Source organism: Flavobacterium sp. (assembly GCF_046155325.1).
GTDB lineage: Bacteria > Bacteroidota > Bacteroidia > Flavobacteriales > Flavobacteriaceae > Flavobacterium.
Map to the genome: position 1 here is coordinate 30,604 of NZ_JBJXDQ010000123.1, position 19,228 is coordinate 49,831.

Genomic DNA, 19,228 nt, shown 5'->3' on the forward strand with positions numbered 1-19,228 from the left:
TATTTTTGTTTATTGAACATAAACAAAGATAGCAAAAAACTCCATTTTCTTTCTTTTAAAGCTATCTATCTTTATTCTTTTTTATTACATTTGAAACACAAAAAAATAAGAATGAAAATCATTTCCTATAATGTAAACGGAATTCGTGCTGCTATTTCTAAAGGTTTAATAACCTGGATGCAACAAGTAAATCCGGATGTAATTTGCCTTCAAGAAATAAAGGCTACCCCTGAACAAATCCCACTTTTAGATTTCGAATTAGCCGGTTACCCATTTCATTATTGGTTTCCAGCCACAAAAAAAGGCTACAGTGGTGTTGCGATTTTGTCAAAAACCGAGCCTAATAAAGTGGTTTACGGAACAGGTATCGAACACATGGATTTTGAAGGAAGAAATATTCGTGTTGATTTCGAAACCTGTTCTGTGATGAGTTTGTATTTGCCATCAGGTACAAACAGTGAAAGATTAGACCATAAGTTCATGTACATGGATGACTTTCAAGATTACATAAACGGACTTAAAAAAGAAATTCCAAACCTCGTGATTTGTGGCGATTACAATATTTGCCATGAGGCTATAGACATTCACGACCCCATTAGAAATAAAAAAGTTTCAGGGTTTTTGCCCGAAGAAAGAGCTTGGCTAGACGTCTTTTTGAATAATGGATTTATTGATAGTTTTCGCTTCTTGAATAAGGAACCTAATAATTATACTTGGTGGACAATGCGATTCCCTTCGGCACGACTAGAAAACAAAGGCTGGCGTATCGATTATTGTTTAGTTAGTGAACCTTTAAAACAAAAAATAAAAAGAGCCGTTATATTGCCAGAAGCCAAACACTCTGACCATTGTCCGATTTTGGTAGAAATTGAATAAATAAACTATGTCCGGGCAGAGACCCATAGGTATTAGCAAAATAACAGCCACATATTCACAGATTTTTAATTTTTTTTTAATCTGTGAATATGTGGCAAAAAAAGCGGATGCAAAGCCTCGAGGAATTAACCCTAAAGAGATTAAAACTAATCCATCTTTGATTTTAAAACCCAGAATGGTTTGAAAATTAATAACAAAAAAAATTAAAAATGATAAAAAAAATTTCCCTTGCACTACTAATTCTAGCACTTTCGACGTCTTGTGTTTCTAAAAAAATATACAATGATTTAGAGAAAAAATATGCCGAATTAAAAAAAGATTACAGAAGCATCGAAGATGAAAATGCCGATTTACTTAAAGCTAAAACAGCTTTAGAATTGGATAAAACAGCTTTAAATTTAGATTTAGAAAAATTAAAATCTGAAATCAACAAATGGCAATCGGATTTTGATGCCGCCACCAAAAAACAGGATGCTTTACAAGATGCTTATGCTGCGTTAGAAAAAAACAGTAATGAGGCTTTGAAAGCTAATTTGGCTAAAAATAGAGAGTTGTTAGAACAATTAGAAGCCAAAGAAAAATCATTAGCTATAGAACAAGAGCGATTAAACGCAAGTAGCAAAAGACTAAACGAATTAGAAGATTTGATTGCTGCTAAGGAAACTAGCATGCGAAAACTAAAAGAAACACTTTCGAACGCTTTGAATGGTTTTGAAGGAAAAGGCTTGACAGTGGAACAAAAAAACGGAAAAGTATACGTGTCTATGGAAAACAAATTGCTTTTCAAATCAGGTAGTTGGGCGGTAAGTTCCGAAGGAAAAAATGCCGTTGTAGAAGTAGGTAAAGTATTGGGCGATAACCCCGACATTTCTGTACTTATTGAAGGACATACCGATGACGATCCTTTTGGAGGATCAGGTGCTATCGAGGACAACTGGGATTTGTCAACTAAAAGAGCCACTGCAATTGTTGCAATTTTGAGCGAAAACAAAAAAGTGAATAAAGAAAATCTTACCGCGGCCGGTAGAGGCGAATTTTCACCTTTGGCGAGTAATTCCAGTGCAGAAGGAAAAGCTAAAAACCGTAGAATCGAAATTATTTTGACTCCAAGATTGGATGCAATTGCGGATATGTTGAAGGATATAAATTAAAGATTTAGATAGTACCTTTAAGAAAATATTGACAACTAGCACTCCAATATTGATACAACTAATGGAGTTCTAGTGTCAATAGTTAGTTGAATAATTGTTGACTATTCCATGTTAAATTGTTTCAGAATAATCTAAATCAACAGAAAAAGTTTCTTTTAATTTAGATAATGAAAACAAAGAAATTATTGATAACATAGTACCTACTACCATCCCTGAAAAAAGAATGTTTCCCTCAAAAATTGTATCTCTAAAATACGAATAGATAAAAATAATTAATGGAAGTGATCCCCGGACAAAATTGGGAGCCGTTGTAGTAACTGTTGCTCTAATATTCGTTCCAAATTGCTCCGCTGCAATAGTTACAAATAAAACCCAATATCCTACAGAAACACCCATTAAAAAGCATAAAAGGTAGAAGGAGTAAGAAGAGATACCAAAACTATTTAAATAAACAAAAACCATTATTAAATTAAAAACCAAAAAGTAACACATTATTTTTTTACGACTTTTCACCCATTGACTTAATAAACCACTTGCAATATCACCAAAAACCAATCCAGAATAGCAAAAAGCTATTGCTTTACCAGCCTCGATTGTATCAGCCTCTTGAATCCCTAAGGCTTTCGCAAATTCAGGAGAGAAAGTGATTAATATTCCTACCAAGAACCAAAGTGGCATACCAATAAGAATACAATTTAGGAACTTAAAAAATCGTTTTTTACTAGTAAATAAAGACAAGAAATCTCCTTTCTTTTCATAGGTTTCTTGTGATTTTTTAAACATTCCTGATTCCGTAATACTTATTCGTAGAAATAACAATAAAATACCTAATACTCCGCCAGCATAATAACACAAACGCCAGTCTTGAAAGATTTGATATACTAAATAAGCGGCAACAGCTCCTGAAACGCCTACTGAGGCAACAATCATAGTGCCGTAACCTCTTTTTTCTTTTGGCAAAGATTCTGCTACTAAGGTTATTCCCGCTCCTAATTCTCCAGCAAGACCTATTCCTGCAATTAATCTCCAAAAGGCATAACCATCGACCGTAGTCACCATTCCATTGGCTATATTGGCAATCGAGTAAATCAAGATAGAGCCAAATAATACTGATATTCTTCCTTTTTTATCTCCTAAAACTCCCCATAAAATCCCTCCAAATAACATCCCAAACATTTGCATACTGATGAGGTATTCCCCCTGATTACGTATGGCATCTCCAGTTATACCTAAGTCTTTTAAACTATCTGTTCGTACAATACCAAAAAGTAATAAATCGTATATATCAACGAAATAGCCAAGGGCAGCTACAATAACTGCCGCATTTAGAACTGATGTTGGTTTTGAGTTTTGTGTTAAGGAACTAATAGCCATATGATAAAGTAAGTGATTAAACTTTAGAAAAAAAACAACAAATATACATTATTCTAAAAAATCAGGGCGGATTTTAGAATAGCTATAAAATCAGACCATTGGTGTAAAATAACAAGTCCTCAATAATAGATACCGCTTTTTAGACAAAAACATATAATACCAATTAGACATATAAATTAGTCTAATTAATTTTTGTCACATCGAGCGCAGTCGTATAATGGATAACTTTGCAGCGCAAACAATAAGGAGTGCTGAAAAACAAATTCAAGGTACTGGTACAAAAGAAAAATTGGAGGCTTATACTAAATTTATAAAGACTACATCAGCTGAAATTTCTAAATCGATTGTAAATATAGAAACACCTTAAATCTATAGTAATCATTTCACACAGATGAAATAAAAGACCTCATTGTGTTTTATGAAACCCTCACTGGAAAGAAAACACTACTCTAAACGCATCAAATAACAAAAGAGTTGATGACAGCATTATACGAAGTGCATATGCCTGATTTTCAACAAAAAATTAAAAAAAAATTACAACACTTGAATAGTAAATTATGGCGAGAAGCCTATCGTGTAAAACCGGAACAAGTGACGGTTTATAAGGGAGAATTTAGTCGAACTAAAAAAGCAGTAAAAATTAAAAAAGACAAAAATTCAAAAGAAACCTATGTAACATTTGCCGTGCCTATTTATGAAAACAAATGGTGGATCTTTGGCAATTATTTATTTAATGAAGTTTGGGCTTTAATCCGACTTGGTTTACTTGTAAAAAATCAACCAAACAACTCACTCGCCACATCCTCAATTTTCGCCACTAACCTGATTTTTATTACAGTGTTTTTCAAAGCAATTTTATTGTATTTAGACACAAAAATGGTCGAGAATCCTAATTTTTCGGCTTCTTGAATGCGTTGGTCTACACGGTTTACCGGTCTAATTTCGCCTGAAAGCCCGACTTCGCCAGCAAAACAAAAATCTTTGTTCACCGGTATATCTTCATTTGAGGATAAAATAGCAGCCACGACAGCCAAATCAATGGCAGGATCATCAACAGAAATTCCGCCTGTTACGTTCAGGAAAACATCTTTGGCGCCAAGCCTGAAACCAGCTCTTTTTTCTAAAACTGCCAAAATCATATTTAATCTTTTCGCATTATAACCTGTTGTGCTGCGTTGAGGAGTTCCATAAACGGCGGTACTAACTAAAGATTGTATTTCGATCATCAACGGACGCATTCCTTCAAGTGTGGAGGCAATGGCAGTTCCTGATAATTCCTCGTCCTTGTGCGAAATCAATATTTCGGAAGGATTTGAAACTTCGCGCAAACCGTTGCCAAGCATTTCATAAATTCCGATTTCGGCAGTGGAACCAAAACGGTTTTTTAGCGAACGCAAAATACGATATACGTGATTTCGATCGCCTTCGAATTGCAAAACGGTGTCGACCATGTGCTCCAGAATTTTAGGACCAGCAATGTTTCCGTCTTTGGTAATGTGACCAATAAGAATTACAGGAATATTGGTTTCTTTGGCAAATTTTATCAGTTCGGCAGTGGTTTCTCGAATTTGAGAAATGCTTCCCGGCGTTGATTCGATATAATCGGTATGTAGCGTTTGAATGGAATCGATAATGACGATTTCGGGTTCGATAGCTTCAATTTGTTTGAATATATTTTGAGTTTTTGTTTCGGTAAGAATATAGCAATTATCGCCGTTTGGAGTAATTCTTTCGGCACGCATTTTTATTTGTTTTTGGCTTTCTTCGCCCGAAACATATAAAGTTTTATAAGGTAATTTTAAAGAAATTTGCAACAGCAAGGTGCTTTTTCCAATGCCGGGTTCGCCGCCCAAAAGGATTAAAGAACCTGGAACAATCCCGCCGCCAAGCACTCGGTTGAGTTCGCCATCAGTAGTGTCCATTCGGATTTCTTGAGAAGAGTCAATCTCATTAATAAGCAATGGTTTGGCTACTCTTTTAGAATCAGAAGTCGTCGGTTTCCAACTAGATTTTTCTTCTTTTTGAATAATTTCCTCCACAATGGTATTCCATTCTTTGCAAGAATTGCATTGGCCTTGCCATTTAGAATATTGGGCGCCACAGTTTTGGCAAAAAAAAGAGGTTTTAACTTTTGACATTATTTTTCAACTAAATTAAATCCAAATTTAAGCTAAAGAATATTCAAAAAAAAGAAATTAATTTTATTATAAAATGCCAGGAGTTTAAGTAGTCAATTTTCTGCCGCAAAGGCACGAAGGCACAAATTTCAAATTAAAGGAACAGTTTATAAACTTATTTCCCTTTGTGGCTTTGCGACTTTGTGGCAATATTTTTTGTAAAAGAATTTAAAAAGCGTTCCGTTTTTAAAAAAGAACAACTTTATTTAGGTCAAAGAATTGTCTTTATCGTTGGGGAAAATAATCCAGGGTTTGAAAGTTTTAGCTTCTTCAAAATCAAGGGTTCCATAAGACATAATAATGATAATATCGTCTTTTTGCACTTTTCGGGCAGCGGGACCGTTAAGGTTTATTTCGCCAGAATTTGGCAATCCTTTAATAGCATAAGTTTCAAAACGTTCCCCGTTATTGATGTTTACTATCGATACTTTTTCGCCTTCAATGATATTAGATGCTTCCATTAACGCTTCGTCAATAGTTATACTGCCAATATAATTTAAATCGGCTCCCGTTACTTTAACGCGGTGAATTTTTGATTTTAAAACTTGAATTTGCATGATGCAAAATTAATTAATTTAATGGAATAGTATCTATTAATCGAATGTTGTTTACATAAACAGCTATAAAAGCGCGGTATTTTTTAGCTTTACTTTTTCGTGTGCAGGGCACTAGTGTTTTTTCGTCTGCTATTTGAAAATAATCTAGCTTAAAATTTGGATTTTTTTCAAATGATTTTTGAACCCATTTTGTGATTTCTAAGGCGCTCTCTTTTTCGAATTTAACCTTAGTAGTAATCAATGTTTTATATAGTATTGCAGCTTCTTGTTTTTCTTGAAATGATAAAAGTGCGTTTCTAGAACTCATTGCTAAATTATTAGGCTCTCTAAGAATGGGACAGCCTTTAATGGTAACTTTTAGATTATATTTAGCTACCAATTTTTTTATAATTTGCAATTGCTGAAAATCTTTCTCCCCAAAGTAAGCAACTGTAGGATTTACAATTTCGAATAATCTTTTCACTATTGTACCTACACCATTAAAATGTCCGGGTCTAAATTTACCTTCCATCTGATTCTCTAAATCATCAAAATCAAACAAATCAGATTTTGTATTCCCATTGTAAATATTGTCTATAGTGGGTGCAAATACTATAATGTTTGGATCTAAAATCGTTATCTTATGAATGTCATCTTCAAGGGTTCTTGGATATTTTGCTAAATCTTCAGGATTGTTAAATTGTGTAGGATTTACAAAAATACTCACCACTGTAATCTCATTTTCAGACAAAGATTTTTGCATTAATGACAAATGTCCTTGATGTAATGCGCCCATAGTTGGGACAAACCCGATTGAGGTAAGCGTAGTTGAATTAGATTTTAAATACCCTATTAAATCGGTATTTGTATTGAAAACTAGCATGACAGATTTGTTGAAATTGACTGCAAACTTAATATTTTAGTCTATAACTGCATAAATTTTTGTAATTTTGCGTGGTTTTTATTACCAATAATCAAAGTAATTCTATATATGGAAGATAAGAAAATATTGTATGTATCATCTGAGGTGGTGCCTTATCTAGCTGAAAATGAGGTGTCTTCGATGTCTTATGAAGTGCCAAAAATGATTAATAATCAAGGTGGACAAATAAGAATTTTCATGCCAAGGTATGGTAATATTAACGAAAGAAGACATCAATTGCATGAAGTAATTCGACTTTCTGGAATGAATTTGGTTGTCAATGATTTAGATATGCCGCTAATCATCAAAGTAGCTTCTATACCAAAAGAAAGAATACAAGTATATTTTATTGATAATGACGAATATTTTAAACGCAAAGCAACATTTACCGATGAAGATGGAGTTATGTTTGCTGATAATGATGAGAGAGCTATTTTCTTTGCAAAAGGGGTGGTTGAAACTGTAAAAAAACTAAACTGGGTTCCCGATATTATTCATGTACATGGATGGATGGCAGCAATGTTGCCTATTTACATGAAACATTATTATAAAAATGAAGCCTTGTTTTCTGAGACAAAAATTGTCACCTCAGTTTATAGTCAATCTTTCGATGGAAATTTAGATATAGAGATGATGAATAAGGTGTTGTTTGATGGTATCCCGAATGATGCGGTTTTAGACCTTAAAACTCCTGATTATGAGAGTATCATAAAAGCAACTATTCTTCATTCAGATGCTGTAATCATTGCATCGGAAAATGTATCTTCAAGTTTAACAAAATTTATAGAATCTTCGGGCAAACCTTTTTTACCTTTCGTCCCGAAAGAAAAATTCGCTGAGGCGTATACTAATTTCTATAAAAACACGGTTCTTTAAAATTAAACTTTTATATCTTACATGCATACTAATTCATATTTTAAGCAAATTTTATTTCTTATTAGCATCATTTTTTTCGCTTCATGCGATAAAGATTATAATGAAATAGGAGCTGATATAATAAATCAAAATAATTTTGAGTTTACTATTGACAGCTTAAGTACCGTAGAGGCAACTTGGAAAAAGATAGGCGCTATTGCTTCTAATAATTTAGATATTAATTCTTTGGGAGTTTTAGATAATAGTGTATTTGGTCAAACAACGGCAAATTATGCCACGCAAGTTCAACTTGCAAGTATAAATCCATCAATAGATGTTAATTTAGGTCAGAATGTAGAAAGTGTTACACTTTATATCCCTTATTTTTCCACAAAAACAGCTACTGACTCTAATGGAATATCTACCTATACATTAGATTCTATATATGGGAATAAAACATCCAAAATCAAATTAAGTATTTACGAAAATAAATTTTTATTAGGAAATTTAAATACAGAAGGGTATCCTGCACCTCTTGCGGATCCAAGCTACCTCCAATTTTATTACACAAGTCAAAATAATGTTTTTAATGATAATAAAGGAAAACTTTTGTATGAAAGTAATGATTTTATTTTCAGCCCAATTGAATTAGTAGATACGCCAGCAGTTGGAACTACTCCTGCTGCCTATAAGGCTCCTGGTATGCTGTTGAATTTAGATAAAACTTTTTTCCAGGATTTGCTATTTAATGCAAATTCTAGTTATAATTTATCAAGCAGTGTTTTTGAAAATTATTTCAAAGGCTTATATTTCAATGTAGAAAAAACAGAAGCTACAGGAGTATTGGCCATGATGAATTTTAAAAAAGGAACAATAGTTGTAAAATATAAAGAAAAAACGTCTTCAACTGTTGAAACATTGGTCGATAAATCCATCACTTTAAATCTTACAGGAAACTCTGTAAATCTATTAAATAATGAGCCTAGCATTGCACCAAATTCTTATTCCAGTCCGCAAGCAGATAGACTTTATTTAAGAGGAGGAGAAGGTAGTGTAGCCACAATCGATTTTTTTAATCCTGGGGTTGATGATGTATCTTATAACAGATCTACTAAAACAATTGACCTAACAAAAGGTAATGCAATTCCGGATGAATTAGACTATATCAAAGAACAAGGATGGTTAATAAACGAAGCTAGTTTGACTTTTTATGTAGATCAAACTTTAATGGCTAACGCAACGGCTGAACCAACGAATATATTTTTGTATGATATAAATAATCAACGAATTATTTCCGCTGGTGTTATCGAGACGGATGCTTCTAAAAAGGGTATTAAATACAAAGTTAATATTACGGATTATATTAGAGGTCTTGTTTTGAATGATAATGTATACGTAAAATTAGGGGTTTCGGTTGCGCAATCATTATCTAATGCCAACTTCAAAAAAGTTAAAGCTGCTCCTAACTATAGTGTATGGAGTAATTCTTCTACAACAACAATCTATAAAAACTCTTTTTTCTTTCCTGAGTCCTCTGTTATGAATCCTTTGGGAACCATTCTTTATGGGAGTAATCAAACCGTTCCTGAGGGTAAAAGATTGAAACTCAAAATACGATTTACAAAACCTAATTAACTCAAAATTATGTGTGGAATTGTTGGATATATTGGTTACAGAGAAGCATACCCTATTGTTATAAAAGGCCTGAAAAGACTTGAATATCGAGGGTATGATAGTGCAGGTGTTATGTTGTATGGCGGAAGTAAAATGAAACTTGCCAAAACAAAAGGGAAAGTCTCAGATCTTGAAGAAAAGTCTAAAAGTATTGATACAAGCGGAACAATCGGAATTGGACACACGCGTTGGGCAACCCATGGGGTTCCTAATGATGTAAACTCTCATCCACACATTTCTAACTCTGGTGATTTGTCGATAATTCATAACGGAATCATAGAAAACTATGCGCCATTGAAAATGGAATTAGTAAAAAGAGGCTACGTTTTTCATTCCGATACAGATACCGAAGTTTTAGTAAATCTAATTGAAGAAATTCAGATAAAAGAAAACTTGAAATTAGGCAAGGCTGTTCAAGTTGCCTTAAACCAAGTTGTAGGAGCGTATGCTATTGCTGTTTTTGATAAAAAAAACCCTGACGAAATTGTTGTAGCCCGATTAGGGAGTCCATTAGCCATAGGAATAGGTGAGGGGGAATATTTTATAGCCTCTGATGCCTCTCCTTTTATAGAATATACATCGAATGCAGTGTATTTAGAAGATGGAGAAATAGCTATTATAAGGTTGCATAAACCTATGAAAGTTAGAAAAATTAAAGATGACACCTTAGTTGATCCCTATATTCAAGAACTCCAAATGAATTTGGAGCAAATTGAAAAAGGAGGATACGATCACTTTATGCTGAAAGAAATTTTCGAACAGCCAAGTGTAATTAAAGACACGTATCGAGGAAGACTGAATGCCAACCAAGGAATAATTAAAATGTCGGGGGTTGAGGATAACTTGGAGAAATTTCTCAATGCCGATAGAATTATTATTATTGCTTGCGGTACTTCATGGCATGCAGGCTTGGTAGCGGAATATGTTTTTGAAGAGTTCACTCGAATTCCAGTTGAGGTAGAATATGCTTCGGAATTTAGATACAGAAACCCTATAATAAATAGCAAGGATGTTGTTATAGCCATATCTCAATCGGGAGAAACTGCCGATACAATGGCGGCTATAAAATTAGCTAAAGAAAAAGGAGCCTTTGTTTTTGGAGTTTGTAATGTGGTGGGTTCGTCTATTTCTAGAGAAAGTCACGCTGGTGCCTACACCCATGCTGGTCCTGAAATAGGAGTTGCATCGACCAAAGCATTTACGACCCAAATTACGGTTTTAACGATGATAGCCTTGCGCTTGGCAAAAGCTAAAGGTACCTTATCACATACTCAATTTCATAAGTATTTATTAGAACTCGAAATCATACCAGAAAAAGTAAAAGAAGCTTTAGAAACCAACGATAAAGCAAAAGAAATTGCTTCGGTTTTCAAAGACTCACATAACTGTTTGTATTTAGGGAGAGGGTATAACTTTCCAGTAGCTTTAGAAGGGGCATTAAAACTAAAAGAAATCTCTTATATTCATGCTGAAGGATATCCAGCTGCAGAAATGAAACATGGCCCTATTGCTTTAATTGACGAGCATATGCCAGTAGTTATTATTGCGCCAAAGCAAGGGCATTATGATAAAATAGTAAGTAATATTCAAGAAATTAAATCTCGAAGTGGGATAATTGTTGCCATTGTAACCAAAGGGGATATACAAGTTCGTGAATTGGCAGATTACATTATTGAAATACCAGAAACTTCGGATGCTTTATCCCCATTAATCACTACAATTCCATTGCAATTATTATCCTATCACATTGCTGTAATGAGAAAATGTAATGTAGATCAACCTAGAAATTTGGCAAAATCGGTTACTGTAGAATAATTAGTATAAAAGTTTATTAACAAAAAGGCGAGATTTATTCTCGCTTTTTTTATGTTACTTTTTTAAGCTTTTTACAATAATTTAAGAAGATTTTACTATGTACGCATAGTATTTTTAAACTTTGCATTAAAATAATAAGAAATCTACAAAATTTTTATATTTCATTATTGCCAACATATTTTAAATTAATTGTTTATATCTAAAATTAGCAGTTAATATTTTTCGGATTTAAAATAATAATTGTACTTTAGTATCAATTAACCAACAAAACATAACCAAATGAAGATGTATTATTTAATTATGTCATTGTTATTTTGTAGCCTTACTTTTGCACAAAATTCAATTTCAGGGTCAGTTACAAACAGTAACAACCAACCTATTTCTGGAGCCAACATTAAAGTGCTTGGCGATGCTGTAAGCACAGTGTCAGACAATGATGGAAAATTTATTTTAAAAACATCAAAAACACTCCCCTTTGTAATTGAAATTACTGCCGTTGGAAATGAATCCAAAAAAGTAAGCATTACATCAAACAATCAAAAAGTTAACGTAAGTCTTTCAGAAGAGGAAACGAAACTTAATGAAGTTGTAATTTCTGCTTCAAGAACACCCGAAAGAATTAGAGAATCCCCTGTAACTATCGAAAGATTTACAATCAAGGATGTCAAAAAAGCAGCGGCTCCTTCTTTTTATGACGGATTAGAAAATCTAAAGGAAGTGCAAATGAACACCAGTAGTTTGTCGTTCAAATCGATTAATACCCGTGGTTTTGCTACAGTTGCCAACACTAGATTTTTGCAATTAGTAGACGGAATGGATAATTCCTCTCCATTATTAAACTTTGTATTAGGAAACTTAATTGGAGTTTCTGAAATCGATGTGCAAAGTGTAGAATTATTGCCTGGAGCTTCTTCCGCACTTTATGGCGCCAATGCTTTTAATGGAATCTTATTCATGACGAGTCAAAGTCCCTTTACGAGTCAAGGAATTACTGCCTATGCAAAATATGGTAATACAAGTCAAAAAGCAGCAGGAACGAATGATTTTTATGATTATGGAGTAAGAGTAGCCAAAGCTTTTTCTCCTCATTTTGCTGCCAAAGCCAATTTTACTTTCATGAAAGGCACCGATTGGTATGCTACTAACTATAATGATTTATATGTTTCAGGTATAGATAGAAGTAATCCTAGTTATAATGGTATAAATGTATATGGAGACGAAGCTTTTTTAAACTTAAAAAACAGAAATGCTTTTGGATCATCTGGATACAACTTATTGCCAAATGTTGATATCACTCGAACAGGATACAACGAAACTGATCTTACCGAAAGCTTAGTAAAAAATGCTAAAATTGATTTCTCATTGCATTTCAAACCATGGGCAAATACTGAAAGCTTGAAGGATGTTGAATTTATTTGGCAATCTAAATTTGGTTTTGGAAATTCAGTCTATCAAGGAGCTAGTCGATACAACCTAAATGGGTTTTTTATGCAACAGCATAAAATTGAGTTCAAAGGAAAAAACTTCTTTGTTAGAGGGTATACAACAACTGAAGATGGTGGAGAATCATACGATATGACTTTTACCGCATTAAACATTAACAGAGCTTGGAAATCAGATGCTGCTTGGTTTGGACAATATGGTGCTGCTTATGGTGCTGCTAGTGTTGGAGCTGTTCCAGGCATTGGAACACTTCCATCTCAAGCCCATGCCTATGCAAGAAGCGTTGCTGATACGGGAAGATTAATTCCAGGAACACCAGAATTCAAAGCGGCATTTAACAGAGTAATTGCTGACCCCAATGTGCTTACCGGATCTAAATTAGTGGATAACTCACATATCTATCATTCAGATGCGAATTATAATTTTAGAGACATTATTAAACCCGTTGAAATTCAAGTGGGGGGTTCTTACAGACTCTATGATTTAAACTCATTTGGTCGAATTTACACCGATGATATAGGCAGTATTCAATATAATGAATATGGTATTTATACCCAAGCTCAGAAAAAGTTAATGGATGATAAACTAAAATTAACGGCTTCTATTCGATATGATAAAGCTCAAAACTTCGCCGGCAGTTATTCGCCTAGAGTATCTTTTGTTTATGCATTAGACGAACAAAAAAACCACAATTTAAGAGGGTCATTTCAAACCGGTTTCCGTAATCCAACTACTCAAGACCAATATATAGGCTTTGATGTTGGAAGTAGAGTATTATTAGGATCAGCTCCTGATAATTTAACTCGATTTACCGAAACTTTACCTATTTCTGCTGCTGGAGTTGCTGCTGGAAATGCAGCTACTAAAACAATTAATGGAGAAGGAGCTTATTTTAATTCTTTCACCGAAACATCATATAAAGCTTTTGATGCAGCTTATAGATCAGGACCACCAGCGGGTTTAGCTGCTGCTGCTGGATTATTAGTAAAAACAAATGCTCCATTAGTAAAACCAGAACAAGTTAAAGCGTTTGATTTAGGATACAGAGGAAGCATCAAAGGATTTGTATTAGACATCAATGGATATTATAACATTTATAATGATTTTATAGGTGGGTTTAATGTTATTAATCCTCTTTATGGAACAGCTGAAACGGCTCCTACAAATGTTGCAAATAATTCGGCTGCCGCAGCTCTTGTTAATAGAGATATTAGAACTTTTCAAGTATATACCAATACAAGTCTAAAGGTAACTTCACTAGGATTTGGTTTAGGATTATCTAAAAAAGTGTATAAAAACTTTGAACTAAGTGCCAATTACAACTATGCGCAGTTTGATTTTGATAAAGCAAAAGACCCAGACTTCGAAGCTAGTTTTAATACCCCAAAACACAGAGTAAAAGCATCTTTAGGGAATGATAAATTATTCAAAAACTTTGGTGCTTCTGTAAGCGGAAGATGGAACACAGAATACAGATGGGAATCTACCTTTGCCGATGGTACTATTGAATCAGCCACTGTAATTGACGTTCAAGCCAATTATAGCATTGCTGCTATGAAATCTATTTTCAAAATAGGAGCTACAAACATAGGCGGAAAAGAATACGGACAAGTATTAGGAGCAGGACTTATCGGACAGCAATATTTTGTTTCTTGGACTATCACCCCTTAAGTAAACCAATAATAATTTAAATTTAAAATATCATGATAAAAAATATAAAATGGCTATTATTGGTTTCGTTAACCTTTATAGCTTGTAATGATGATGAAGCGACTGTTACTTATGATTCAACAGACGGATTACCACTTACGGCAGGAACAGCCGATTTTACAAAATACGTAGCCTTAGGCGATTCTTTTGCAGCGGGGTATTCAGACGGAGCCTTATTTATTGAGGGGCAAAATGGAGCTTATCCTAACATTTTAGCACAACAGTTTGCTCTTGTAGGCGGAGGGACATTTACTACGCCTCTAATGGCGGATAACATAGGTGGCTTTTCTTTAGGTGGTGTACAAATCCCGTCATTTGGACCAAGATTATATTTTAATGGTGCATCACCAGTTACAGTTTCTGGAATTTCAGGAACTTCAATTTCAGATAAATTGACAGGAAGTTTTAACAACATGGGTATTCCTGGGGCAAAAAGCTTTCATTTAGACTTTGTTGGTTATGGTAGCAGTGCAGGAAACCCCTATTTTGCTCGATTTGCTTCTACCCCAGGCGCAACGGTTGTTACAGATGCCTTAGCGCAAAACCCTACTTTCTTTTCGTTATGGATTGGGGGTAATGATGTACTTGGCTATGCTTTGTCTGGTGGCGATGGTACAAACCCTATAACTCCAACAGCTACATTTAATGGCGTATATAATTCGATAATTTCAAAAATGACGGCAGGAGGTCGCGAAGGAGTTGTAGCGAATATCCCCTATGTTGGTTCTTTACCTCATTTTACAACGGTTCCTCACAATCCAGTTCCGCTTGATGCTACAACTGTTACTCAACTTAATAGTCTGGCAGCTTATGGTGCTTACAACGCTGGTATAACTCAAGCTTTTGCCTATTTAGTAGCTAATAACTTAATTAGTAGAGCTAATGCTGATGCAGAAATAGCAAAAAGAACTATTACTTTTCGTGCAGGTGCTGGTAATGCTGTTGTAATTATGGATGAATACCTTACAAATTTAACAGGTATTAATCCAGCATTGGTAAGTATGAGACAGGCAACTGCGGAAGATTTAATTGTTTTGCCAGCAAGTTCATTCATAGGAACTACTGTTGGAGGTGATCCTACAAAAGTGAATGGGGTTTCAGTTCCGTTAGCAGATAAATGGGTGCTTTCTAAAAATGAAATATTAGAAACTAAAGTGGCATCGGACGCCTATAATGCAATTATTCAAGCAGCAGCAACTTCAAATAATCTAGCATTTGTTGATGCTAAATCATTAATGATTCAATTATCAACAACAGGAATTACAGCAAATAATTACACTTTGAATACAGCATTTGCAACTGGCGGTGCTTTTTCGCTTGATGGATTTCATCCAACACCAAGAGGATACGCATTGATTTCAAATGAATTTATTAAAGCGATTAATGCCAAATATGGTTCTAATTTGAACGGTGTTAATTTGGGCGATTATAGAATATTATTCCCTAGAGACGCAGCCAATTTTTAAAAAGTAGTTCGCTTAAAAACAAAAAACCAATTCCTTAAATGGAGTTGGTTTTTTGTTTTATGAGTATTTCTCTTGATTAATTATCGTTTTACAAACAATCCTGCAAAATCAAGTTTATTTTTTTACAAAAAAGTATTGATTTTTATATTTTAAAAAATTACCTTTGCGCACTGAAAAAGCATCAAGTTGATTTCTTTCGATTTGATGTAATTCACAAACCTGAATAGCTATTTAATACACACATAAGTAATGTCAAAAGTAATAGGAAAAGTTGCCCAAATCATCGGACCAGTTGTCGATGTAGTTTTCAACGGAAAAGATGTTGAACTTCCAAAAATTTATGATTCATTAGAAATCACAAAAAAAGACGGAACATTATTAGTTCTTGAAGTACAATCTCACATCGGTGAAAATACCGTTCGTACCATCTCAATGGATTCAACAGACGGTTTGAGCAGAGGATATGAAGTAGTTGGAACAGGGAACCCAATCAAAATGCCAATTGGAGCGGATGTTTACGGACGTTTGTTCAACGTAATTGGTGATGCAATTGATGGTCTTGGAAACTTACCAAAAGATGGCGAAAACGGAATGTCTATTCACCGTCAAGCACCAAGATTTGAAGATTTGTCAACTTCATCAGAAGTTTTATTCACAGGGATTAAAGTAATCGATTTAATTGAGCCTTACTCAAAAGGGGGTAAAATTGGATTGTTTGGTGGTGCTGGTGTTGGTAAAACAGTATTGATTCAAGAGTTGATTAACAATATAGCAAAAGGTCACGGTGGACTTTCTGTATTCGCAGGAGTAGGAGAAAGAACACGTGAAGGAAATGACTTGCTTCGTGAGATGTTAGAGTCAGGAATTATAAAATACGGAGAGGAATTTATGCACTCTATGGAAAATGGAGGATGGGATTTATCTAAAGTGGATATGATGGGAATGAGAGAGTCAAAAGCTACTTTCGTTTTCGGACAAATGAATGAACCTCCTGGAGCTCGTGCTCGTGTGGCCTTGTCTGGATTGTCTATTGCAGAATATTTCCGTGATGGTGCAGGAACAGATCAAGGAAAAGACGTTCTTTTCTTCGTTGATAACATCTTCCGTTTTACACAAGCAGGTTCTGAGGTTTCGGCACTTTTAGGTCGTATGCCTTCTGCGGTGGGTTACCAACCAACATTGGCTACCGAAATGGGAGCGATGCAAGAACGTATCACCTCTACAAACAAAGGTTCTATCACATCTGTACAAGCGGTTTACGTTCCTGCAGATGATTTAACCGATCCAGCTCCAGCAACTACATTTGCTCACCTTGATGCTACAACAGTATTGTCTCGTAAAATTGCTGAGCTAGGTATTTATCCAGCGGTAGATCCATTGGATTCAACTTCTAGAATTTTGACTCCACAAATTATTGGTGAAGAGCATTATAACTGTGCACAAAGAGTAAAAGAAATTCTTCAAAAATACAAACAATTGCAAGATATTATCGCGATTCTTGGTATGGAAGAACTTTCTGAAGAAGATAAATTATCAGTTTCAAGAGCAAGACGTGTGCAACGTTTCTTATCACAACCTTTCCACGTTGCTGAGCAATTTACAGGATTAAAAGGAGTTTTGGTTGACATTAAAGACACCATCAAAGGATTTAACATGATCATTGATGGAGAATTAGACCACTTGCCAGAAGCAGCCTTCAACCTTAAAGGAACTATTGAAGACGCTATCGAAGCAGGAGAAAAAATGTTGGCGGAAGCCTAATATTCAATGGCTTTAGGCTTAAAGCTTAAAGCATAAAGCATAAAAAATGATTTTAGAAATAGTATCCCCAGAAGCAAAATTATTTTCAGGAGAAGTAACTTCGGTTTCTCTTCCGGGAGTAGATGGACACTTCCAAATGCTGAATAATCACGCACCAATTGTTTCCATCCTCCAAAAAGGAATTGTAAAAATTACAGCTCCAAGTTTCAAGTTTAGTAAAGAATCAGAAGGGTTATTTACAAAAATAAATGATCAAAATGTTACTATTGCGATTCAATCTGGAACTATCGAAATGAAAGACAATAAAGTAATTGTTTTAGCCGACTAAAGCGATTCACTATATAAACCAAAGAGTCATACAGCAATGTGTGACTTTTTTTTTAAAGTCTCCAGCCTTCTAAAGACTGGAAGCTTTAGATTTTTAGTTCAATTTTTTTTCTAACTTTGCGTTTATGATGTTTCCAAAAAATCTCTCCGCAAAACTCGAAACTCGCAAGCAAAACAACGCTTTGCGCAAATTATCTCTACCTAACGATTTAATTGACTTTGCTTCTAATGATTACATTGGGTTCTCTAAAAACAAAGCCATTTTTGATGCAACACACCAGTATTTAATTGATAATAAAATCACCCAAAACGGTGCGACAGGTTCCCGGCTACTAACAGGAAATCACAAAATCTATCAAGAAGCTGAAACTTATATCGCAAAATTCCATCAAACGGAAAGCGCCTTGATTTTCAATTCGGGTTACGATGCTAATGTGGGTTTTTTCAGTTCTGTTCCCCAAAAAGGCAATTTGATTTTGTATGATGAATTATGCCACGCTTCTATTCGAGACGGAATCCAACTTTCGAATGCAAAAGCTTATAAATTTCAGCACAATGATTTTGAGGATTTGGAGAAAAAAATTACGAATTACAAATTACAAATTACAAATCAAGAAATTTATATTGTAACGGAATCCGTTTTTTCTATGGATGGCGACACACCCAACCTCGAAGAACTAGCAAAGATTTCTAATAAATACAAGTGTCATTTGGTAATCGACGAGGCTCATGCACTAGGCGTTTTCGGTCATCCCGAAGTCTCGGGAGGCGAAGGTTTAGTGCAACTATTGGGTTTGCAAGAACAAGTTTTCGCCCGAATAATGACTTTCGGAAAAGGATTGGGTTGTCACGGTGCGGCGATTTTAGGTTCGCTAGAATTGAAGGATTATCTCGTTAATTTTGCACGAAGTTTTATTTATACTACGGGACTTTCTCCGCATTCCGTGGCTACTATTATTATTGCATACCAACATTTACAAACAGAGAAAAGAAGCATCGAACAACTTAGGGAAAACATCATTCATTTCAATCAAGAAAAGACTCTTTTGGGATTGAAACCGATGTTTGTAAGAAGTAAATCTGCCATTCAAAGTGCTATAATTCCAGGAAACCAAAATGTAAAATTCATAGCCAATCAAAT

15 protein-coding genes are annotated in these 19,228 nt (G+C 34.6%); 11 read left to right on the forward strand and 4 right to left on the reverse strand.

The window, feature by feature from the left end; all coding sequences use genetic code 11:
• Window positions 1–111: 111 nt before the first annotated feature.
• Both ACKVOD_RS08590 and ACKVOD_RS08595 read left to right on the forward strand, forming a co-directional pair.
• A complete protein-coding gene (locus ACKVOD_RS08590) occupies window positions 112–876 on the forward strand; it encodes an exodeoxyribonuclease III (RefSeq protein WP_409209059.1) in 765 nt (254 codons plus the stop codon).
• A 209-nt stretch (window positions 877–1,085) separates the two neighbouring features.
• The gene (locus ACKVOD_RS08595; RefSeq protein ID WP_409209060.1) at window positions 1,086–2,027 is read left to right on the forward strand and encodes an OmpA family protein; all 942 of its coding nucleotides are present in this window, start codon (window positions 1,086–1,088) and stop codon (window positions 2,025–2,027) included.
• Between the two features lie 111 nt (window positions 2,028–2,138).
• On the opposite strand, the gene ACKVOD_RS08600 is transcribed toward ACKVOD_RS08595, so the two are convergent.
• Window positions 2,139–3,401, reverse strand: a complete 1,263-nt coding sequence (locus ACKVOD_RS08600) for an MFS transporter (protein ID WP_409209061.1) — start codon at window positions 3,399–3,401, stop codon at window positions 2,139–2,141.
• Between the two features lie 217 nt (window positions 3,402–3,618).
• Here ACKVOD_RS08600 and ACKVOD_RS08605 point away from each other — a divergent pair, with 217 nt between their 5' ends.
• On the forward strand, window positions 3,619–3,768 hold the full coding sequence (locus ACKVOD_RS08605) for a hypothetical protein (RefSeq protein ID WP_409209062.1): 150 nt from the start codon (window positions 3,619–3,621) through the stop codon (window positions 3,766–3,768).
• Between the two features lie 409 nt (window positions 3,769–4,177).
• On the opposite strand, the gene radA is transcribed toward ACKVOD_RS08605, so the two are convergent.
• The 3 genes from radA to panC all read right to left on the reverse strand — a co-directional run bounded on the left by radA (window position 4,178) and on the right by panC (window position 6,997).
• The gene (radA, locus tag ACKVOD_RS08610) at window positions 4,178–5,539 is read right to left on the reverse strand and encodes a DNA repair protein RadA (RefSeq protein WP_409209063.1); all 1,362 of its coding nucleotides are present in this window, start codon (window positions 5,537–5,539) and stop codon (window positions 4,178–4,180) included.
• A 245-nt stretch (window positions 5,540–5,784) separates the two neighbouring features.
• Entirely contained in the window at window positions 5,785–6,135 is a 351-nt protein-coding gene (gene panD / locus ACKVOD_RS08615; protein ID WP_409209064.1) for an aspartate 1-decarboxylase, read from the reverse strand.
• 13 nt (window positions 6,136–6,148) lie between these two features.
• The gene (panC, locus tag ACKVOD_RS08620; RefSeq protein ID WP_409209065.1) at window positions 6,149–6,997 is read right to left on the reverse strand and encodes a pantoate--beta-alanine ligase; all 849 of its coding nucleotides are present in this window, start codon (window positions 6,995–6,997) and stop codon (window positions 6,149–6,151) included.
• A gap of 108 nt (window positions 6,998–7,105) precedes the next feature.
• Here panC and ACKVOD_RS08625 point away from each other — a divergent pair, with 108 nt between their 5' ends.
• The 8 genes from ACKVOD_RS08625 to ACKVOD_RS08660 form a co-directional block, all read left to right on the forward strand.
• Window positions 7,106–7,912: a glycogen/starch synthase gene (locus tag ACKVOD_RS08625; protein ID WP_409209066.1), complete on the forward strand. Its 807-nt coding sequence runs from the start codon at window positions 7,106–7,108 to the stop codon at window positions 7,910–7,912.
• 21 nt (window positions 7,913–7,933) lie between these two features.
• Window positions 7,934–9,526: a DUF4270 domain-containing protein gene (locus ACKVOD_RS08630; protein ID WP_409209067.1), complete on the forward strand. Its 1,593-nt coding sequence runs from the start codon at window positions 7,934–7,936 to the stop codon at window positions 9,524–9,526.
• 9 nt (window positions 9,527–9,535) lie between these two features.
• Window positions 9,536–11,380, forward strand: a complete 1,845-nt coding sequence (gene glmS / locus ACKVOD_RS08635; RefSeq protein WP_409209068.1) for a glutamine--fructose-6-phosphate transaminase (isomerizing) — start codon at window positions 9,536–9,538, stop codon at window positions 11,378–11,380.
• Window positions 11,381–11,659: 279 nt separating this feature from the next.
• Window positions 11,660–14,494: a TonB-dependent receptor domain-containing protein gene (locus ACKVOD_RS08640; RefSeq protein WP_409209069.1), complete on the forward strand. Its 2,835-nt coding sequence runs from the start codon at window positions 11,660–11,662 to the stop codon at window positions 14,492–14,494.
• A 32-nt stretch (window positions 14,495–14,526) separates the two neighbouring features.
• Window positions 14,527–15,999: an SGNH/GDSL hydrolase family protein gene (locus tag ACKVOD_RS08645; RefSeq protein WP_409209070.1), complete on the forward strand. Its 1,473-nt coding sequence runs from the start codon at window positions 14,527–14,529 to the stop codon at window positions 15,997–15,999.
• A 249-nt stretch (window positions 16,000–16,248) separates the two neighbouring features.
• Complete coding sequence (atpD, locus tag ACKVOD_RS08650) at window positions 16,249–17,760, forward strand: F0F1 ATP synthase subunit beta (RefSeq protein WP_409209071.1); 1,512 nt, start codon at window positions 16,249–16,251, stop codon at window positions 17,758–17,760.
• 46 nt (window positions 17,761–17,806) lie between these two features.
• Complete coding sequence (locus ACKVOD_RS08655) at window positions 17,807–18,088, forward strand: F0F1 ATP synthase subunit epsilon (protein ID WP_409209072.1); 282 nt, start codon at window positions 17,807–17,809, stop codon at window positions 18,086–18,088.
• Between the two features lie 124 nt (window positions 18,089–18,212).
• Window positions 18,213–19,228, forward strand: a 1,016-nt coding sequence (locus tag ACKVOD_RS08660) for an aminotransferase class I/II-fold pyridoxal phosphate-dependent enzyme (protein ID WP_409209073.1), incomplete at its 3' end; no start/stop codon positions are given.

Excerpts from the sequence above, each read along its gene's own strand:
- ACKVOD_RS08640 (WP_409209069.1), top strand. The coding sequence starts at position 11,660 with ATGAAGATGTATTATTTAATTATGTCATTGTTATTTTGTAGCCTTACT.
- ACKVOD_RS08645 (WP_409209070.1), top strand. The coding sequence starts at position 14,527 with ATGATAAAAAATATAAAATGGCTATTATTGGTTTCGTTAACCTTTATA.
- ACKVOD_RS08655 (WP_409209072.1), top strand. The coding sequence starts at position 17,807 with ATGATTTTAGAAATAGTATCCCCAGAAGCAAAATTATTTTCAGGAGAA.
- ACKVOD_RS08590 (WP_409209059.1), top strand. The coding sequence starts at position 112 with ATGAAAATCATTTCCTATAATGTAAACGGAATTCGTGCTGCTATTTCT.
- atpD (WP_409209071.1), top strand. The coding sequence starts at position 16,249 with ATGTCAAAAGTAATAGGAAAAGTTGCCCAAATCATCGGACCAGTTGTC.
- panC (WP_409209065.1), bottom strand. The coding sequence starts at position 6,997 with ATGCTAGTTTTCAATACAAATACCGATTTAATAGGGTATTTAAAATCT.
- ACKVOD_RS08630 (WP_409209067.1), top strand. The coding sequence starts at position 7,934 with ATGCATACTAATTCATATTTTAAGCAAATTTTATTTCTTATTAGCATC.
- glmS (WP_409209068.1), top strand. The coding sequence starts at position 9,536 with ATGTGTGGAATTGTTGGATATATTGGTTACAGAGAAGCATACCCTATT.
- panD (WP_409209064.1), bottom strand. The coding sequence starts at position 6,135 with ATGCAAATTCAAGTTTTAAAATCAAAAATTCACCGCGTTAAAGTAACG.
- radA (WP_409209063.1), bottom strand. The coding sequence starts at position 5,539 with ATGTCAAAAGTTAAAACCTCTTTTTTTTGCCAAAACTGTGGCGCCCAA.
- ACKVOD_RS08605 (WP_409209062.1), top strand. The coding sequence starts at position 3,619 with ATGGATAACTTTGCAGCGCAAACAATAAGGAGTGCTGAAAAACAAATT.
- ACKVOD_RS08625 (WP_409209066.1), top strand. The coding sequence starts at position 7,106 with ATGGAAGATAAGAAAATATTGTATGTATCATCTGAGGTGGTGCCTTAT.
- ACKVOD_RS08600 (WP_409209061.1), bottom strand. The coding sequence starts at position 3,401 with ATGGCTATTAGTTCCTTAACACAAAACTCAAAACCAACATCAGTTCTA.
- ACKVOD_RS08595 (WP_409209060.1), top strand. The coding sequence starts at position 1,086 with ATGATAAAAAAAATTTCCCTTGCACTACTAATTCTAGCACTTTCGACG.